The organism is Luteimonas changyuni (genome assembly GCF_039548395.1).
Taxonomy (GTDB): Bacteria; Pseudomonadota; Gammaproteobacteria; order Xanthomonadales; family Xanthomonadaceae; genus Luteimonas.
Genome location: NZ_JBCLUZ010000034.1, coordinates 1 through 16,915 on the forward strand (window position 1 = coordinate 1; position 16,915 = coordinate 16,915).

General features: G+C 68.8%; 11 protein-coding genes and 2 tRNA genes. 4 read left to right on the forward strand and 9 right to left on the reverse strand.

What is annotated here, in order from left to right:
• Positions 1 to 183 precede the first annotated feature (183 nt).
• The 5 genes from WCD84_RS12030 to WCD84_RS12050 all read right to left on the reverse strand — a co-directional run bounded on the left by WCD84_RS12030 (position 184) and on the right by WCD84_RS12050 (position 8,585).
• Entirely contained in the window at positions 184 to 1,419 is a 1,236-nt protein-coding gene (locus WCD84_RS12030; RefSeq protein WP_343281495.1) for an EAL domain-containing response regulator, read from the reverse strand.
• Positions 1,416 to 2,240, reverse strand: a complete 825-nt coding sequence (locus WCD84_RS12035) for a response regulator (RefSeq protein WP_343281496.1) — start codon at positions 2,238 to 2,240, stop codon at positions 1,416 to 1,418. The genes WCD84_RS12030 and WCD84_RS12035 overlap by 4 nt, the downstream gene beginning before the upstream one ends.
• A gap of 133 nt (positions 2,241 to 2,373) precedes the next feature.
• The gene (locus WCD84_RS12040; RefSeq protein ID WP_449280115.1) at positions 2,374 to 4,101 is read right to left on the reverse strand and encodes a serine hydrolase; all 1,728 of its coding nucleotides are present in this window, start codon (positions 4,099 to 4,101) and stop codon (positions 2,374 to 2,376) included.
• A gap of 4 nt (positions 4,102 to 4,105) precedes the next feature.
• Complete coding sequence (locus tag WCD84_RS12045; RefSeq protein WP_343255342.1) at positions 4,106 to 7,117, reverse strand: TonB-dependent receptor; 3,012 nt, start codon at positions 7,115 to 7,117, stop codon at positions 4,106 to 4,108.
• Between the two features lie 43 nt (positions 7,118 to 7,160).
• Positions 7,161 to 8,585 carry a transglutaminase-like domain-containing protein gene (locus WCD84_RS12050; protein WP_343281497.1) on the reverse strand — a complete coding sequence of 475 codons (1,425 nt, stop codon included), beginning with the start codon at positions 8,583 to 8,585 and terminating at the stop codon, positions 7,161 to 7,163.
• A gap of 348 nt (positions 8,586 to 8,933) precedes the next feature.
• Here WCD84_RS12050 and WCD84_RS12055 point away from each other — a divergent pair, with 348 nt between their 5' ends.
• The 4 genes from WCD84_RS12055 to WCD84_RS12070 are packed head-to-tail and all read left to right on the forward strand — an operon-like array spanning position 8,934 to position 13,580.
• Positions 8,934 to 10,346, forward strand: coding sequence for a C40 family peptidase (locus WCD84_RS12055; RefSeq protein WP_343281498.1), 1,413 nt, complete (start codon positions 8,934 to 8,936; stop codon positions 10,344 to 10,346).
• 16 nt (positions 10,347 to 10,362) lie between these two features.
• The gene (locus WCD84_RS12060; protein WP_343281499.1) at positions 10,363 to 11,466 is read left to right on the forward strand and encodes a dipeptide epimerase; all 1,104 of its coding nucleotides are present in this window, start codon (positions 10,363 to 10,365) and stop codon (positions 11,464 to 11,466) included.
• Between the two features lie 7 nt (positions 11,467 to 11,473).
• Positions 11,474 to 12,313, forward strand: coding sequence for a MurR/RpiR family transcriptional regulator (locus WCD84_RS12065; RefSeq protein WP_343281500.1), 840 nt, complete (start codon positions 11,474 to 11,476; stop codon positions 12,311 to 12,313).
• A gap of 10 nt (positions 12,314 to 12,323) precedes the next feature.
• On the forward strand, positions 12,324 to 13,580 hold the full coding sequence (locus WCD84_RS12070) for a dicarboxylate/amino acid:cation symporter (RefSeq protein WP_343281501.1): 1,257 nt from the start codon (positions 12,324 to 12,326) through the stop codon (positions 13,578 to 13,580).
• A 91-nt stretch (positions 13,581 to 13,671) separates the two neighbouring features.
• Here the strand turns inward: WCD84_RS12070 and WCD84_RS12075 are convergent, their stop codons facing one another.
• The 4 genes from WCD84_RS12075 to WCD84_RS12090 form a co-directional block, all read right to left on the reverse strand.
• The gene (locus tag WCD84_RS12075) at positions 13,672 to 15,303 is read right to left on the reverse strand and encodes an FMN-binding glutamate synthase family protein (protein WP_343281502.1); all 1,632 of its coding nucleotides are present in this window, start codon (positions 15,301 to 15,303) and stop codon (positions 13,672 to 13,674) included.
• 79 nt (positions 15,304 to 15,382) lie between these two features.
• Positions 15,383 to 15,467: transfer RNA gene (locus WCD84_RS12080), tRNA-Leu, on the reverse strand.
• 71 nt (positions 15,468 to 15,538) lie between these two features.
• A tRNA-Leu gene (locus WCD84_RS12085) sits at positions 15,539 to 15,626 on the reverse strand.
• 28 nt (positions 15,627 to 15,654) lie between these two features.
• Complete coding sequence (locus tag WCD84_RS12090) at positions 15,655 to 16,860, reverse strand: MraY family glycosyltransferase (RefSeq protein WP_343281503.1); 1,206 nt, start codon at positions 16,858 to 16,860, stop codon at positions 15,655 to 15,657.
• Positions 16,861 to 16,915 lie beyond the last annotated feature (55 nt).

The following is a 16,915-nucleotide window of genomic DNA, read 5'->3' on the forward strand; positions in this document are numbered from 1 at the left end:
GGAGGCAGGGGGGATGCCCAGAGCCGGCCATGGATGGCCGGCGGCAGGAACTGGGAGCAGGATGCGGATATTCCGGCTGGGCATCCCCCCTGCCTCCACGGCGGGCAGCGCACACCCTCCCGGAGCAATCACCCGCAAGCCGCAAACTCCACGCAGTCGGGAAAAGAGCCCTTTACTTCCAGCCTAGGCGGCCAGCAGGCCGTCCCGCCGGCTGGGCCAGGTCCTGATCCATGCGGCCACCTCGGACGCTGGCATGGGCTCGCCGAACAGCGCGCCCTGGCCCAGGTGGCAGCCCAGCGTGCGCAGGCAGTCGAGGTCGTCCCTGGCGTCCAGGCCCTCGGCGACGGCCTGCACGTCGAGCTCGCGGGCCAGTGCCAGCGCGGCCTGCACGATGGCCCGGCGCGGCGCGTCCCCGGCGGCACCGCGCACGAAGCCGCGGTCGATCTTGAGCTCCGAGAACGGTATGCCGCCCAGCTGGGCGAGGTTGGAGAACCCGGTGCCGAACTCGTCGATCGCCAGGCGCACGCCCTTCAGCCGCAGGCGGGTCATGATGTCGAGCTGGGCGCGCGGCTCCATCGGCAGGCGGCCCTCCGAGAACTCGAGCACCAGGCGCTCCAGCGGGAAGCCGGCGGCATCCGCCAGCCGCGCCACGCGGTCGGGAAATTCCAGGCTCGCCAGGGCCGCCATCGATACGTTCACCGACACGTCCAGGGCGCGGCCGGAGCCGCTCCAGCAGCGCGCATCGTGCAGCGCGTTCGCCAGCACCACCCGCGTCAGCGGACCCACGAAGCCCCCGTCCTCGGCCAGCGGCACCAGCTCCAAGGGCATGAGGATGCCGCGCGTGCGGTGCTGCCACCGCACCAGCGCTTCAAGGCCGACGATCTCGCCCGTGTGCAGGTCCAGCTTGGGCTGGTAGAGGTTGAACAGTTCGCCGGCAGTGATCGCCGCCTCCAGCGCAGCGGTGTCGGCGGCGCTTGCCGGGGCCACGGCCGGCGATGGGGCATCGGCCCCGGCCGCTGGCCCGACGATGGCTCCGCCCGCCTTGAGCAGCCGGCGCAGCTCGACCGGCGTGACCGGCTTGGCCAGGCGCCCCAGCACGTCGAGCCCCTGGTCGCGAGCCAGCTGCTCGACCGCCTGCAGCACGCGCGCTTCGGCGCCACTGATCAGCACCAGCGCCCCCTTGTAGTCCATCGCCGCCAGGTGGCGGACGAACTCGACGCCATCCATGCCCGGCATGCGCAGGTCGCAGAACACCAGTCCGAAGCCCGCCGGGTCGGCCGACAGCAGCGCCAGCGCGTCCTCCCCGCGCGAACTGAGTTCGATGCCGGAATACCCGCTGTCGCGCAGGCCCATCGCCCGCAGCTGGATCTGCAGCAGGCGGGTGGTGAAGTCGTCGTCGTCGACTACCAGGATTTTCAAAGCCAGTTCCTCGTGATCTGCCATTCGCCGGCGGCGGGCTGCGCGCCGCGCCAGACGCGCATCGCGGCAAGCGCCGCGTCCAGTGCTCCAACCACCTCCGACACCATCGCTGCCAGCGCCTCGCTGCTGCCCGCCGCGCCGCCCTGCTCCTCCAGCATCGCGCACAGCCTGCCAAGCGGCAGTGCGCCGACCGAGCGCGAAGAGGACTTGAGCCGATGGGCGAGCATCACCGCCTCGCCGGCGTCGCCATTGGCGGCTGCGTGCAGCAGCTCGGCGCGGATGCCCGTGGCGACGGTGTCGAAATAGGCGACGATCTCCACCATCACCAAGGGCTCGTCGCCCACGATCTCGCGCAGCGCGTGCACATCGAAAGCCGCCGCCGGTCCCGGCGCCGCGCCGGCCGGCGGCACGCCGCGCGTCCCCCGGGGCGGCGCGTGGGCCATCCAGCGGCCCAGCACCGCGCGCAGCCCTTCCAGCTGCAGCGGCTTGGCCAGGAACGCATCGAATCCGGCTTCGCGCGCACGCTCGGCCTGCCCCAGGCGTGCGTCGGCGCTGAAGGCGAGCACCGGCGTGCGTGGGCCTCCACCTTCCTCGGCGCGGATCTCGCGCACCATGGCGAAGCCGTCCTTGATCGGCATGTGCAGGTCGCTGAGCACCAGCGCGAAGTCCCCTTCGCGCCAGCGCAGCAGGCCCTCGTCGCCGTTGACCGCCATCTCGGCGGCCACGCCGACCATGGCCAGCTGCCGCGACAGCACGCTGCGGTTCATGGCCTCGTCTTCAACCACCAGAATGTGCCGGCCAGTGCCCGGGTCGTTCCTCATGCCCCCTCCGTGGACGCAGCGGAATGCCCGTTGCTGCCCTGCAGCATGCTACCGGCGCGGCGCGAAGGGGCCCGTGCCCCATGTCACAGACCGGACAGAGGCCTGGGGCAAGCGGCGACGGAGTCCCACCGGATCAGGGGCAGTCGCCGATGCGCTCGAAGGCGAGATCCTCATAGTCGTAGCTGAAGTCCGCGTCCGGATCGACCTTGGCCATGGCTAGACGCGGCGGTCCACCGCCCTCGCCCGCCCGGAATTCCAGCCAGGCGTCGGCATCGGGGCCGAGCGTGTCGAAGTCGACCAGCAGGCGCTTGCCCGCCTGCAGCACCGGGCCCGCCAGCCGCGGCGACTTCAGCGACTCGAAGCGCACGCCCTCGCCTGCTCCGCACACCGTCGCCTCGCCGAACCACGGGTCGCGGTAACGACCCCGCCAGTGGGCGGCTTCGCCCGCCGGAACCGGCTGGCGGACGGGAGGAAGCGGCGGCGCACCGTCCGCGGGAACAGGCGCCGCCGCGGTGCGGTCAGCGGCAAGCAGTTCCGCGTAGTGATCCACCAGGCCCGCACCGGAGGCCGTGGGAAGCCCCGGCCCGCAGGCTGGCGCCGCGCAGGTGACGAGCTTCGACAGCGCCTGCTCGAGCACCGTCCGCGCCTCGCCGGCGTCGCTGTTGATCAGGATCACGAAGCCGACGCCGAGCTCCGGCAGCAGGGTGACCGCGGAGTACATCCCCGACAGCGTGCCGGTATGCGCGACCTTCTGCGTGCCGTCCACATCGCTCAGGCGCCAGCCGTGGCCGTAGGCCGAATAGTGGCTGCGGTTCCAGTCGCGCATCCGCTGCGCCAGCGGCATGGGCATGTGCGCCGTCCAGGCGGCCGCGCGCTGCTCGGCCGAGAGCCACCGGCCTTGCCCTTGCCCGCTGCGACTACCGGCGCCGCCGCCTGCTCCGTCGGGCGTGTCGGGGTCCAGCCAGGCGCGCGTCCAGCGCAGCATGTCGTCCAGCCCGCAGCGCACGCCGCCGGCGGCCGCCATCGGCATGTCTGCCACCACCTCGCCATCGGGCCGCGCCACCCACGCGCCATCGCGCCACGCGTGCGGGGCGGCGACACTGCCGGCCTCGTCCACGCGCCATTCGCCGATCCTGCAGCCGTCCATGCCCAGCGGCCCGAACACCTCGCGCCGCATCAGCACTTCGTAGGGCGCGCCGCCGGCCGCCGCGGCCACTTCCCCGGCCACGATGTACAGCGTGTTGTCGTAGGCGTAGCGCGAGCGGAAGCTCCAGCGCGGCTTGAGGTGCGCCAGCCCGGCGATGACCTCGTCGCGGGTAAAGGAATTGGGTTCGGGCCAGAGCATCAGGTCGCCTGCACCGGGCCCTAGGCCGCTGTTGTGGACCAGCAGGTCACGCACCTGGATCTCGCGCGTGACCCAGTCCTCGTGCATGCGGAAGCCGGGCAGGTGCTTCACCACCGGATCGTCCCAGGCCAGCTTGCCGGCATCGACCAGGCGCGCGAGCAGGGCCGCGGTCATGGCCTTGGAGTTGGAGGCGACCTTGAAGATCGTGTCGCGCTCGACCGCGTCCCCGCTGCCGGCCTCGACCTCGCCGTAGCCGCGCGCGAACACCACGTCACCGCCTTTGACCACACCGACCGCGATCCCCGGCAACCGGTAGCGCTCGATGGCCGCCCGCACCGCGGCATCGACCTGATCCTGCTGCGGCGCGGCGCGCACGTCCGTGGCGTGGCCGAGGGCCGCGACCGCCAGGCAGCCCGCGACCAGCAGCGACCGGCCGGCACGCGACGCCGCGGTCGGCAAGAAACCGGCGGCCCGGTGAGGGGCCGCCGATACGGAGCAAAGCGGACTGCGTTGCATGGACTCAGTAGTTGTAGGTCACGACCAGCTGCATGTAGCGCGGCGCCTGCCAGCCGGTGGCTTCGCCGAAGTACGGCATCACGTTGCCCGGGGTGCTTTCGTAGCGGGAATGGACGTTGACCGCGGTCTGCTTGTTCAACAGGTTGTACACCGAGAAGCGCGCCTTCAGGTCGACGCCTTCAACCGGCAGCGTCCATGTCACGTTGGCGCCGATGTTGGTGACCCAGGACATGCGGCCGAACGCGCCACGCCCGGAGTAGACCAGCTCGCGGGTCTCCCAGTCGGAGCAGTTCGCCGTGCACAGCCAGCCGGAGCCACCGCCGCTGAACTCGCCGGGTCCACCCGCGCTGCGGTCGTCATTGGGCCAGCGCACGCCGAACGCGGTGATCGGTCCGCCGGAGCGTGCCGACGCCGTGGCGCCGAAGCTCCACATTTCATTCAACTTGTAGCTGCCGCGCAGCTTGATCTGGTGGCGGGAGTCGTTGAATGTCGGGCCGTAGCGCTCATTGACCGCCGGGTGGTCGTAGTACTGCACCAGGTTGGTGTCGTTGTAGCCGGTATCCGAGTTCACCGGTCCTTCCATGTTGCCGTCGGACTTGGACCAGAGGTAGCTGGCGTTGAACGCCCACTTGTCGTCCCATGCGCGATCGAGCTGGAACTCCACCGCCTTGTAGACGCGCTTGGGCTTCTTGTAGCCCATGACAGCGCCGCTGCCGAGGGCCTGGTAGCCGTCCTTTGACGAGTCGAACTCCACCCAGTCATTGGTGTCGGGGCACCACAGGGTCGTGCTTTCACCCGGATTGATGATGGGCCAGTCGCCGGAATACCAGTCGCAGCCTTCGACATGGTTGATGCGCGCGTCTTCCACCGCGCGGGTCATTTCCCGATAGGTCGCGTTGACCCCGTACGACCATTCCTGGTTGATCGCCTGCTGGAATCCCAGGATGAACTCGTCCTGGAACACCTGCTTCAGGTCGCGATCGACGGCGGTACGGACGTCATCGGGAGCGGGCACGTTGCCATCGGTATTGACCGGACCGATCTGCGTGCCGATGTTCGGCATGAGGTAGGTGCGACCGGTGACGGGATCGACGCTCTCGACCCAGCCGTCGAGCACGTAGTAGGTGTGCTCATCCGTGCTGCCGCCGCCGAAATAGTCGGTCAGCTTGTTGGTCAGCGGAGTGTAATAGCGGCCCGCGTTGCCGAAGACCTTGGTCGTGCCGTCGCCCTTCACGTCCCAGCTGAAGCCGAGGCGCGGGGCAATCATGTCGCCGAAGTCGGCCTTGGCGAAGCTCGCGCCCGAGGCGAGCTTGTTGTGGAACTTGTCGGCGCGGACGCCGATGTTCAGCAGTACGTTCGGAGTCACGCTCCAGCTGTCTTCGATGTAGATCGCCTGCGCCTCGGTCGAGACCGGCGCACCGGTGATGTAGTGGCGGGCATCGATGTAGGCGGTCACGCCGTCGGGAATCGAGGCACCGTTGGGAAGGTCGCGATCGTCCTCGTCGGCCGCGATGCCGATCGCGGTGTAGCTCACGCCGTCGCCCGGATACACCCTGGAGCTGTTGGAATCCATCACCTCCTGGTCGACGCCGAAGCGCAGCAGGTGGTCGCCAAGCGTCCATTCGAAATCGACGCGCGCCGCCTCACGCTTGTCGTACCGGCTGCTGACGCTGCTGTTGCTCGGATGGCAGCCTTCCTGCTGGGTCTTCTCGCCGAAAATCTCGGTGTAGCTCGATGAGCGGCCGACGATGCTGCAGTCGGCGTCCCACGGGCTGCCGGCGGTGGCACTGCGCTCGTTGACGCCAAACATCGCCTTGGCGGTGAAGCTGTCGCTGAAGTGGCCGGTGTAGGTGAGCGACCAGTTGTCGCCGCCGGAACCGTCATAGCTGCGGCCGGTGCTGTCGCCGCGCGTTCCGCCATCCCAATCGTAGTCGTACTTGGTGGTGTCCGACTCGGCCTTGTCGGAGAAGGCGAGCAGTTCCAGCAGGTGGTTGTCGGTGATCCGCCAGTCGAGCTTGGCACCCCAGAAATCGTTGTTGCTGTCGGTGTACCAGGCCTCGGTGGTATCGATGTCGCGCGGATTGCTGTCGCGCATTTCGTACATGGCGAAGAAGAACAGCCTGTCCTGCACGATCGCGCCGGATGCCCAGACGTTTGTCTTGTAGAACGAGCTGTCGTCACGGCTCCTGCGATCACGCTCGTCGATGGTGCCGTCGCGGTGGAACTGGTCGTCGCGCGAGGACGTCCAGGCCGACGGCTCCAGCGTGATCTCCGCACCGGCGTGGAACTCGTTGCCGCCGGAGCGCGTCACGGCATTGATGACGCCGCCGGTGCTGCGTCCGAACTCCGCGGAGTAACCACCGGTCTTGACCTGGAACTCCTCGTAAAAGCCGAACGGCACCGACGAGAAGCCCTGCCGGCGATACGGGTCGGTCACGTTCAGGCCGTTGATGTAGGCGACGTTCTCGGCCACCGACGAGCCACCGAAGCTGAGGCCGCCAAAGCTGGCACCCGACGACACCACGCCCGGGGCCAGCAGCGCGACGGAGCTCAGGCTCTGGTCCACGGGCAGCCGCGACAGTTCCTCGCGCCTGATGTTGGTTGCCGACTCGGTCGAACGGACGTCCACGCGATTCACCACGCGCGCACCGACCACGGTCACCGCCGCCAGATCGGCGATCCCGCCGGAGCTGCCCAGGTTGACCGTGGTGGTGCCCCCCAGCGACACGTTGATGGTGACCAGTTCGCCCAGCGGCTGCCCGCCCCGCGTGACCTGCACCGTGTAGTCACCGACAGGAAGCTGGCCGACGCGGTAGCTCCCGTCCCCGCTCACGGTGACCGTGCGGGTCAGCCCGGTGGACTCGCGTGTCACCACCACCTGGTCGCCGGCGGTGGCGTATCCGGCCACGGCACCGGTTGCACTCTGCGCCAGCGCCACCGGCGCCAGCGTGGTCAGGCACGCGCCCAGGGCGATGCAGAGTGCGGCTCTGCGGAATTTGGTATGGCTGCGCTTCATTGTGGTTCTCCCCGGAACAGATATTGGCTACGTATGGTTTGGCTCAGGTGTTCTCGTCCATGACCGGTGGCAGCAGCTGCCACTCGAAGTCATAACTCCATTGATCGAAGTACAGGTTCCCCCCGTCCCACTCGGCTTCCCCGCGCTGCAGGTCGACCGTTTCCGAACGTGCATGCTGCTTGGCGGGCACGAACTCGCGCGAGTAGTCGTCATTGAACGCGATGCGGTACGCGTCCAGGCCGCCAAGATAGAAGTCGGCGAGTCCGGCATCGGCGCCCGGCAGGCGGCCGAAGGTGACGTCCATCGGCACCCAGCCGTACGGGGCCAGGTACATCCAGCCCCAGTCGTGCATGTTGTTGTAGCTGTCGTCGGAGAAGATCCAGCCCGACTGCCAGCGCGCGGGAATGCCGTTCATGCGCAGCAGGGTGATCAGCAGCAGGGTCTGCTGGCCGCAGTCGGCGTGGCCCTGCTCCAGCGCGTGCTGGCCGATATTGGTGATCGTGGAATATTCGCGGGCGCCGGCCCAGGGAATCGAATCGACCGACGCGAACAGCTTCTGCGCGATGCGATAAGGATTGGTCTCGTCGCCCACCACCTGCGCGGACTTCAGCCGCATGGCGTCCGTGAAGAGCACGTGCGGCGCGCGTTCGGCGACGAAGGGCGCGAGCTCCGGCGTGATCCCGGCGGGCACCACCTTGTCCGGATCGATATCGACGTACTGGGCGTGGACGGTGAGCTCGTAGCTGACCGAGAACCCGGTCGGCTCGCCGGCCACCGCCGGCGCTTCCATGTAGACGGTGCGCTGCAGCGTCGGCTCCGGCGCAAGCCTGTGGCTGGCCGGCGTGGTCGAGACCAGCTCGATGGCCTCCTGCTGTCCCGGTATCGCACGCGGGTACGGCAGCCAGGCGCGCACGGTTTCGCCGGCGGGCACGGCATCGGGCTTGACCGTCAAGGACTGCGTGATGCGCACCCGACGCGGTGCGACCGAGCTGTGACCGCTGGCCAGTGCGGCATCGCGCACTTCGGCATGGTGCGGGTGCGCGGTTTCCAGCGGGCTGTCGTAGAACGTCAGCGGCGTGGCGCGGCGCTGGCGCGCTTCCTCGCTGAGGCGGTAGAGATTGGACGGCCCGCGGCTGAACCAGCGGCGTTCACCGTCGATCACGCGCGCCTCGACCAGGCCCGCTGCATCCCAGCGCGCGAAGTCCCCGTCGGTCATGTCGGGGATGTCGCGGCGCAGGCGCGCCTTCGCCGCGGCTTCGTCCAGGCTGAAGTCCATCAGGATGCGGCGCATGCGTTCGCGCTGGAACTCGAGCGCCGCGCGCTGCGTCCGGTCGATCGATGCATCCGCAAGCGCGGCGGCGATCGCAGCCTCCGCACCCTTGAAATCACCTGCGTCCACCAGCGCCACGATCGGCGGAGGCGCTGCGAGCAGGACCCCGAGGTCGGGCCCGGCATCAGCCAAATCCATCACCTTTGCAGGGACTGCCCTTGTAGGAGCAGCTATAGCTGCGACCCCTTCCAACGCGGGAACTTCCCCGGTCGGGACGGTTGTCGCAGCTATAGCTGCTCCTACAAAGGCCACGGCCAGCACGGCGGTGCCGCTGGCCAGAATGCTGGCCAGGGGTGCGCGTCGCGTCTCGGATTTGAACCTGCATGCCGCCTGCACTGAACGCCTCTCCTCGTCCATCGGGGTATTGCCTTGGCTGTGTAACATGGCGTTCACAGGTCGTCAATAATTTATTCTTTCCGATTGATTTCTTTGAATGATGTATTCCATGATGGATCTTCGAACCGGTACGCCGGGAAGGGGATGATCATGCGCATCACGGCTTTGTTCCTTGGCCTGCTGCTCGCCATGCCAGCCACGCTGGCCGCGCGCGAGCCGCCACAGACCACCACCACGCCCACGTCTTCGCAGCCACTCGCGGTACCCGGGCTGGCCGAAGCGCATCTGTCGCCCGGGCACTGGATCGCAGCGCTCGCGCAGCCGGACCGGGTGATCCTGACGCCGGCGCAGATCGCGGCGCAGAACGCACGCATGCAGGCCGAAGACGGGTCGATCCATGACATCGAGGCGCTGCCCGACTCGCTGGACGGCGCCCGCGTACGCGGCTGGATCGAAGACCTGTCGGTCCTCCCCGAGCGCAGGCTCTACGACGTGCACGGCCAGCCCGTCGTGTCCGGCGACCTTGAACGCATCCAGGCCAACCTGGCGCTGGACGCGGTGCCGGCCAGCCAGGCCACGCGCCACGGCATGGTGGTGCGCCGCGCCGACCTGCGCGCCTTTCCCACGCGCACGCGGGTCTTCAGCAGCGCGGACGACAGCGACATCGACCGCTTCCAGGAAAGCGCGCTGTTCCCCGGAGACCCTGTGGCGATCGTCCACCAGAGCCGCGACGGCGACTGGCTCTTCGTCGTCAGCCAGCGCTATGCGGCCTGGATCGAAAAGCAGTACGTGGCCGAAGGCGACAAGGCCGCGATCCACGCCTGGGGCAGGCGCGCGCCGTTCCTGGTGGTGACCGGCGCCACCGCGCGCACCGCGTACACGCCGGAAAACCCGGGCGTCTCCGACGTCCAGCTCGAGATGGGCGTGCGCGTGCCGGTGCTGGCCGACTGGCCCGGCTCCGACGAGGTCAACGGTCAGCTGCCGGCCGCGGCGCACGTGGTCGAACTGCCGGTGCGCGGCGAAGACGGCGCGCTGTCGTTCGAACCCGCCCTGTTGCCGCGCTCGGCCGACGTCGCCAGCGACTACCTGCCGCTGACCGAAGCCAACCTCATCCGCCAGTCCTTCAAGTTCCTCGGCGAGCGCTACGGCTGGGGGCATTCGTACAACGCCCGCGACTGCAGCGGCTTCGCGTCGGAGATCTACCGCAGCTTCGGCGTGCTGATCCCGCGCAACACCAGCGCGCAGGCGGTGAGCCCCGCGCTCAACCGCCTGCCGTTCACCGCCGAAGACAGCCACGAGGCCCGCGTCGACGCACTGCGTGACGCGCGCCCCGGTGACCTGGTCTACATCCCCGGCCACGTGATGATGGTGATCGGGCACGTCGACGGCGCGCCCTTCGTCATCCACGACACCAGCGGCATGAGCTGGCTGCCCGAGGGCGGCACCGGGCTCACCCGCCTGCATCTCAACGGCGTGGTGGTGACCCCGGTCCTGCCGATGATGTCCAACGCAACCACGCCCACGGTCGACCGCATCACCAGCATCCAGCGCATCAGGCCCTGACGGGAACCACGCACACATGAAGATCACCGACATCCGGCTCGCGATGCTGCGGGTTCCGCTCAAGACTCCGTTCAAGACCGCGCTGCGCACCGTCGACACGGTCGAAGACATCGTGGTCATGATCCACACCGACGACGGCCGCATCGGCTATGGCGAGGCCGCGCCCACCGCGGTGATCACCGGCGATACCCACGGCTCCATCATCGCGGCGATCAACATGGTCATCGGCCCGCGCCTGATCGGCCGCGACGTCGCCGACCTCAACCGCAACGTGCAGCTGGTGCAGGGCGCGATGGAGCGCAACACCAGCGCCAAGGCCGCGGTCGAAATCGCGCTGTACGACCTCTGGGCGCAGCTGTACGGCGCCCCGCTCTACCGCATGCTCGGCGGCGGCGGCGACCCGGTGGTCACCACCGACCTCACCATCAGCGTCGACTACATCGACAAGATGGTCGCCGACTCGCTGGCGGCGGTGGACCGCGGCTTCGAGTCGCTGAAGATCAAGGTCGGCAAGGACATCGGCCTGGACATCGAACGGGTCAAGGCCATCCACGCCGCGGTCGACGGCCGCGCCCTGCTGCGCCTGGACGCCAACCAGGGCTGGACGCCGAAGCAGGCCGTGTTCGCGATCCACGCGCTCGAAGACGCCGGCATCCATCTGGAGCTTCTGGAGCAGCCGGTGCCCGCGCGCGACATCGAGGGCCTGAAGTACGTCACCGAGCGCGTGCACACGCCGGTGATGGCCGACGAAAGCGTGTTCGGCCCGTCCGAGGTGATCGACCTGATCCAGCGTCGCGCGGCCGACATCATCAACATCAAGCTGATGAAGACCGGCGGCATCTCCAATGCCATCCGCATCGCCGACATCGCCGAGGGGCACGGCGTGGACTGCATGATCGGCTGCATGATCGAGTCCGCGATCAGCGTTGCCGCCGCGGTGCACCTGGCGGTGGCCAAGGCCGGCGCGATCACCAAGGTCGACCTCGACGGGCCTTCGCTGTGCACCTTCGATCCGGTCGAGGGCGGCGTCGAGTTCAACGAGTCCGAGATCGCCATCAGCGACGCGCCGGGCCTGGGCATCCGTTCGGTGCGCGGCCTCGAGCCGCTTCCGGCGGCCTGAGCGCGCCATGGCGCCACTGGCCAGGATCCGCGGCGAGCGCGATCGCATGTCCGCGATCGAACGCCGCATCGCCGACTACATGATCGACAACGCCCACCTGCTGCGCGACTACTCCTCGCAGCAGCTGGCCAACGCGCTGGGCATCAGCCAGTCCAGCGTGGTGAAGTTCAGCCAGAAGCTCGGCTTCAAGGGCTATCCCGACCTCAAGTTCTCGATCGGCGAATCACTGGCGCGGCACGGCGGGCCCAACGGCGACAACGCCATCGCCGAGGCCGACCAGCGCGACGACGAGCCCGGTGCGCTGCTGGCGGAGTCGCTGTGGCGCGCCAAGGCCGAAGCGGTCAACGTCACCCGTGCGCTCAATGCGCACACCGACGTCGCCGCCGTCGCCGAGGCCATCCGCGGCGCCGGCAAGGTCTATTCGATCGGCGTCGGAAACGACGGCCTCTACGCGCGCGCGATCGCCATCAAGCTGGCGCTGATCGGACGCACCGCCATCCACCTGTTCGATCCGGCGCTGATGGCGATGGGCACCTCGTCGGCCGCCACCGGCGATGTCCTGCTGGTGCTGTGCGAGCACGGCCAGGAAGCGGCGCTGTGCCACACCGCGCGCCTGTTCCGCCGCCGCGGCGGCAAGGTGGTCACGATCACCCGCCACACCGCCAATGCGCTGCGCGCGCATGCCGACATCGCGCTCCTGGTCAGTGCCCACGATCCCAGGCCGCAGGTGGAGCTGCTGCTGTACCAGGCCGCGCTGCAGCACCTGCTCGACCTGGTGTTCCTGCTGCTGTGCGAAGACGAGGCCCACCTGCGCATGCTGGTGGAAAACGCGGCGCCGATCGAGTGATGATGCGGGGATGAAGAACAGGGTTTCCAACGCGGCGCGCGTCCTGCTCGCCCTCGCCCTCGGCGCTGTCGTCGGCCTGTCGCTTGCATACAGCGACCCGGCCCTCGGCGCCGACGTCGCGGACCTCGTGCAGCCCATCGGCCGCCTTTGGCTCAACGCGCTGCAGATGACCGTGGTGCCGCTGGTCGCGGCGCTGGTGGTGCTGGGCGTCAACGCCGCCGCCGACGCCGCCGCCTCCGGCCGCACCGCGCGCCGGGCAATGGCCGTGTTCGCGGTGCTGCTGATCGCATCCGGCACCTATACCGCCTTCATGGCACCGGGCCTGCTGTCGCTGGTGCCGCGCGACCAGGCGCTGGTGGACGGCTTCCGCCTCGCCATCGGCGCCGACGACACCGCGATCGGCCGCGCGCCCGCCTTCGGCGAATGGATCACCACCGTGATCCCCAGCAACGCGCTGGCGGCGGCCGCGGCCAACGCCATGCTGCCGCTGGTGGTGTTCTCGCTGTTCTTCGGCTTCGCCGCCTCGCGCATCGATCCCGAGCGTCGCGCACGCCTGCTGGAACTGGTGCAGTCGATCGCCGACACCATGATCCAGGTCGTGCGCTGGGTGCTGTGGGCGGCGCCGATCGGCGTGTTCGCCCTGGTGCTGGCGGTCTGCGCGCGCGTGGGCCTGGCGGTGCTGGGCGCGCTCGGCTGGTACGTGCTGCTGCTCTGCGTGCTGTACATCAGCGTGACGGTGTTGCTCTACGGCGTCGCGCGCGTGGCCGCCAAGGAGCCCGTGCGGCGCTTCATGGTCGGCATCTTCCCGGCGCAGGTGATCGCGGGCAGCACCCAGTCGTCGCTGGCATCGCTGCCGGCGATGATCGACTGCGCACGCACGCGCCTTGGCTACCCGCTGCACGTCACCGCGCTGGTGCTGCCGATGGCGGTCTCGCTGTTCCGCATCACCAGTCCCGTGCAGTACATCGGCGTGGTCACCTTCATCGCCTGGATGTACGGCATCGAACTCGGCGGCGTGCAGGTGGTCACCGCCATCGCGCTCTCGGCACTGATCAGCATGGGCTCGGTGGGCCTGCCCGGCCAGGTCAGCTTCATGACCAACAATCTTCCGGTGACCCAGGCCATGGGGCTTCCGGTCGAGCCGCTGGGCCTGCTGCTGGCGGTGGACAACATCCCGGACATGTTCTCGACCGTCGGCAACGTCAGCGCCGATCTGACCGCCACCGCTATCGTGAACCGCATGGACGGCGGAATCCCCGACGCCTGAACCGTCCCGGCCACAGCGGTTCGCGCCACACGCAGTGATCGGGCGCCAGCCGCTTGCGGGCGCTACCCGCTTGCGCGCAATCCCCGCTTGCCTAATGCGACTTCGACGCCCGCATCTCCAACACCCGCGGCGGCGGCGCGAAGGTCTCGGCGCGCGCCATCTCCCAGAAATTCTTGAACACCGCGTGCCGCTCCGGCACGCCGGACAGCAGCTCGCCCGGCTGCAGGAAGTGATAGATGCTGGCCAGCGAGCTGACGTGCATTTCCGACACGCGGCGCACGATGTGCTCCGGACCCAGTTCGGCCGGCGATGACAGCCCCGCCGCGCACAGCAACTCGCGCAGCGCGTGCAGGGTATTGGAGTGGTAATTGGCCACGCGGTCGGCCTTGGCCTCCACGTCCAGGTGCGTCCAGCGCCGCGGGTCCTGGGTCGCGATGCCGGTCGGGCACAGGTCGTTGTGGCAGCTGCGCGCCTGGATGCAGCCCAGCGCGAACATGAAGGCACGCCCCGCATTGCAGAAGTCCGCGCCCAGCGCCAGCGTGCGCGCGATGTCGAACGCGCTGGTGATCTTGCCCGCCGCGCCCACGCGGATGCGGTCGCGCAGGTCCACGCCCACCAGCGTGTTGTGGACCAGCATCAGCGCCTCGTTCATGGGCACGCCGATGTGGTTCATGAACTCCACCGGCGACGCACCGGTCCCGCCCTCGGCGCCGTCGACCACGATGAAGTCCGGCAGGATTCCGGTTTGGCGCATGGCCTTCGCCACCCCGAACCATTCCCAGGGATGCCCGATCGCCAGCTTGAATCCCACCGGCTTGCCGCCGGCCAGCTGGCGCAGCCCGGCCACGAACTCCAGCAGCCCGATCGGCGAGCCGAACGCCGAGTGCTGCGCCGGTGAAATGCAGTCCACGCCCACCGGCACCCCGCGCGCCAGCGCGATCTCCGGCGTCACCTTCGCGCCCGGCAGCATGCCGCCGTGGCCGGGCTTCGCGCCCTGCGACAGCTTGATCTCGATCATCTTCACCTGCGGATCGGCGGCGTTGTCCGCGAAGCGCGCCGGATCAAAGCGACCCTGGTCGTCACGGCAGCCGAAGTAGCCGGAACCGATCTCCCACACCAGGTCGCCGCCATGCTCGCGGTGGTAGCTGGAGATCGAACCCTCGCCGGTGTCGTGGTGGAAGCCGCCGCGCTTCGCGCCCAGGTTGAGCGCACGGATGGCGTTGGCCGACAGCGAGCCGAAGCTCATCGCCGAAATGTTGAAGACGCTCGCCTCGTAGGGCGCACTGCTTTCCTCGCCCATGCGGATCCGGAAGTCGTGGTCGGCCAGGTGGGTCGGCACCAGCGAATGGTTGATCCACTCGTAGTCCTTCCCGTAGACATCGTGGATCGTGCCGAAGGGCACCGTGTCCTGCTCGCGCTTGGCGCGCTGGTAGACCAGCGCCCGCTGCTCGCGCGAAAACGGCACCTCTTCGGTGTCGCGCTCGATGAAGTACTGCCGGATCTCCGGCCCGACCGATTCCAGCCCGTAGCGGAAGTGCGCCAGCACCGGATACAGCTGGCGCAGCGTGCTGGTGCGCTGCATCACGTCGGCCAGGCCGAGCAGCGACAGCGCGCCGGCCACGACCGCCAGCCACCACCAGCCCGATGACCAGGTGAAGGCCAGGACGATCCCGGCAATGGCAAGGGCGATGCAGGCGAACCAGGCGGTGTAGCGGTAGGTCATTGGCAACAACGGGTGCGCGCCGGCGCGACGCGGGCCAATCATCACATAGAGCGCTGTGGGGACGTGACTTCGAAAGGTGTGCCCGGGGTGGGAATCGAACCCACATGGCCTTGCGGCCGGAAGATTTTAAGTCTCCTGCGTTTACCTGGTTTCGCCACCCGGGCAGTGGCGGCCGCAGCGATCGCGACACGCAAACCGTCAAACGCGCGAAGGCCGCGGAAGCGGCCTTCTAAGATGGTGCCCGGGGTGGGACTCGAACCCACAATGGCCGCAAGGCCCGGGGATTTTAAGTCCCCTGCGTCTACCGATTTCGCCACCCGGGCAGGTGTCGGGGCCAGTGTGGCCCCGGGGTCAGGCGGCGTCGCGTAAGCGCTTGCGCTCGCGGGTGGCTGCAAGCTCTTCGGCCGCCGACAGCGTGCCGTCTGCGCGGGCGTCGCTCGCCGGGGCAGAGCTCGAGACCGGCCGGGCCGGCACGGGGCCGAATACCGGCAGGCTGCGGAAGGCGGCGAAGAAGCGCAGGGTGCGCGCGCGGTTGCTGCTGAGCGCGTACCAGCCCAGCGTCAGGACGACAAAGCCGGCCAGGATCACGGCGTTGGGCACGTCCAGGCGCATCATCTGGCCGGCCACCAGGCCGGTGAACACACTGAACGCGGCCAGCGCCACGGCGGCCTGGGTCGGGCCGAAGCCGGCGTCCTGCATGAAATGGTGGATATGGTCGCGCCCGGCCGAGAACGGCGAACGGCCTTCGCGGCTGCGGCGCACGGTCAGCACCAGGCAGTCCATCACCGGGATCGGGATCAGCCACAGCGCCAGCACCGGGTTCACGGGATGGCCGGTGTTCTGCGTCAGGCGGAACACCACCCACGCCACCACCAACCCCAGCCAGGCGCTGCCGGCGTTGCCCATGAACGTCTTGGCACGCGGCTGCCAGGGAAATCGCATGTTGTAGACAAGGAAGGCGGACACCACGCCTGCAATCACCAGGGCGACCTGCGCCAGCGACGGGTTGCCGGCGTACATCGCCGCGGCGGCCAGCATGACCAGGCAGACGGCGACCAGTGAGCCGGCCAGCCCGTCGGCGCCGTCGACCATGTTGATGGCGTTGATGATGCCCACCGTGGCGAACACGGTGAAGGGCGCCGAGAGCCAGCCCAGCTCGCCCATGCCGAAGATCCCGCCCACGTTCTCCACGCGCACGCCGGCGCCGTAGATCATGATCAGCGCGGCCACCACCTGGGCCAGGATGCGCCAGTACCAGCGCAGGTCGAAGCGGTCGTCGTACAGCCCCACGCCCACCATCAGCACCGAGGCGGCGAAAAACGAGAGCGTGGTCGCCGGGGCGTATCCGGGCAGGAACAGCAGCATCACCACCAGGCTGCCGACCGCCATCGCCAGGCCGCCGATGATCGGCGTCGGATGCGCGTGGTCCTTGCGACCCAGGGGGAAGTCCAGCAGGTTCAGTCGCGGCGCCAGCGGGTGCAGGATCTTGAGGACACCCCAGGAGATCGCCGCGGCAAGCAGTGCATAGCCCAGTCCGATCTCCAACACCCAGTTCATCCCTGACTCCATTGATTTGATCGCCCTTGATCACTCATGCATGGCTGGACCAGAT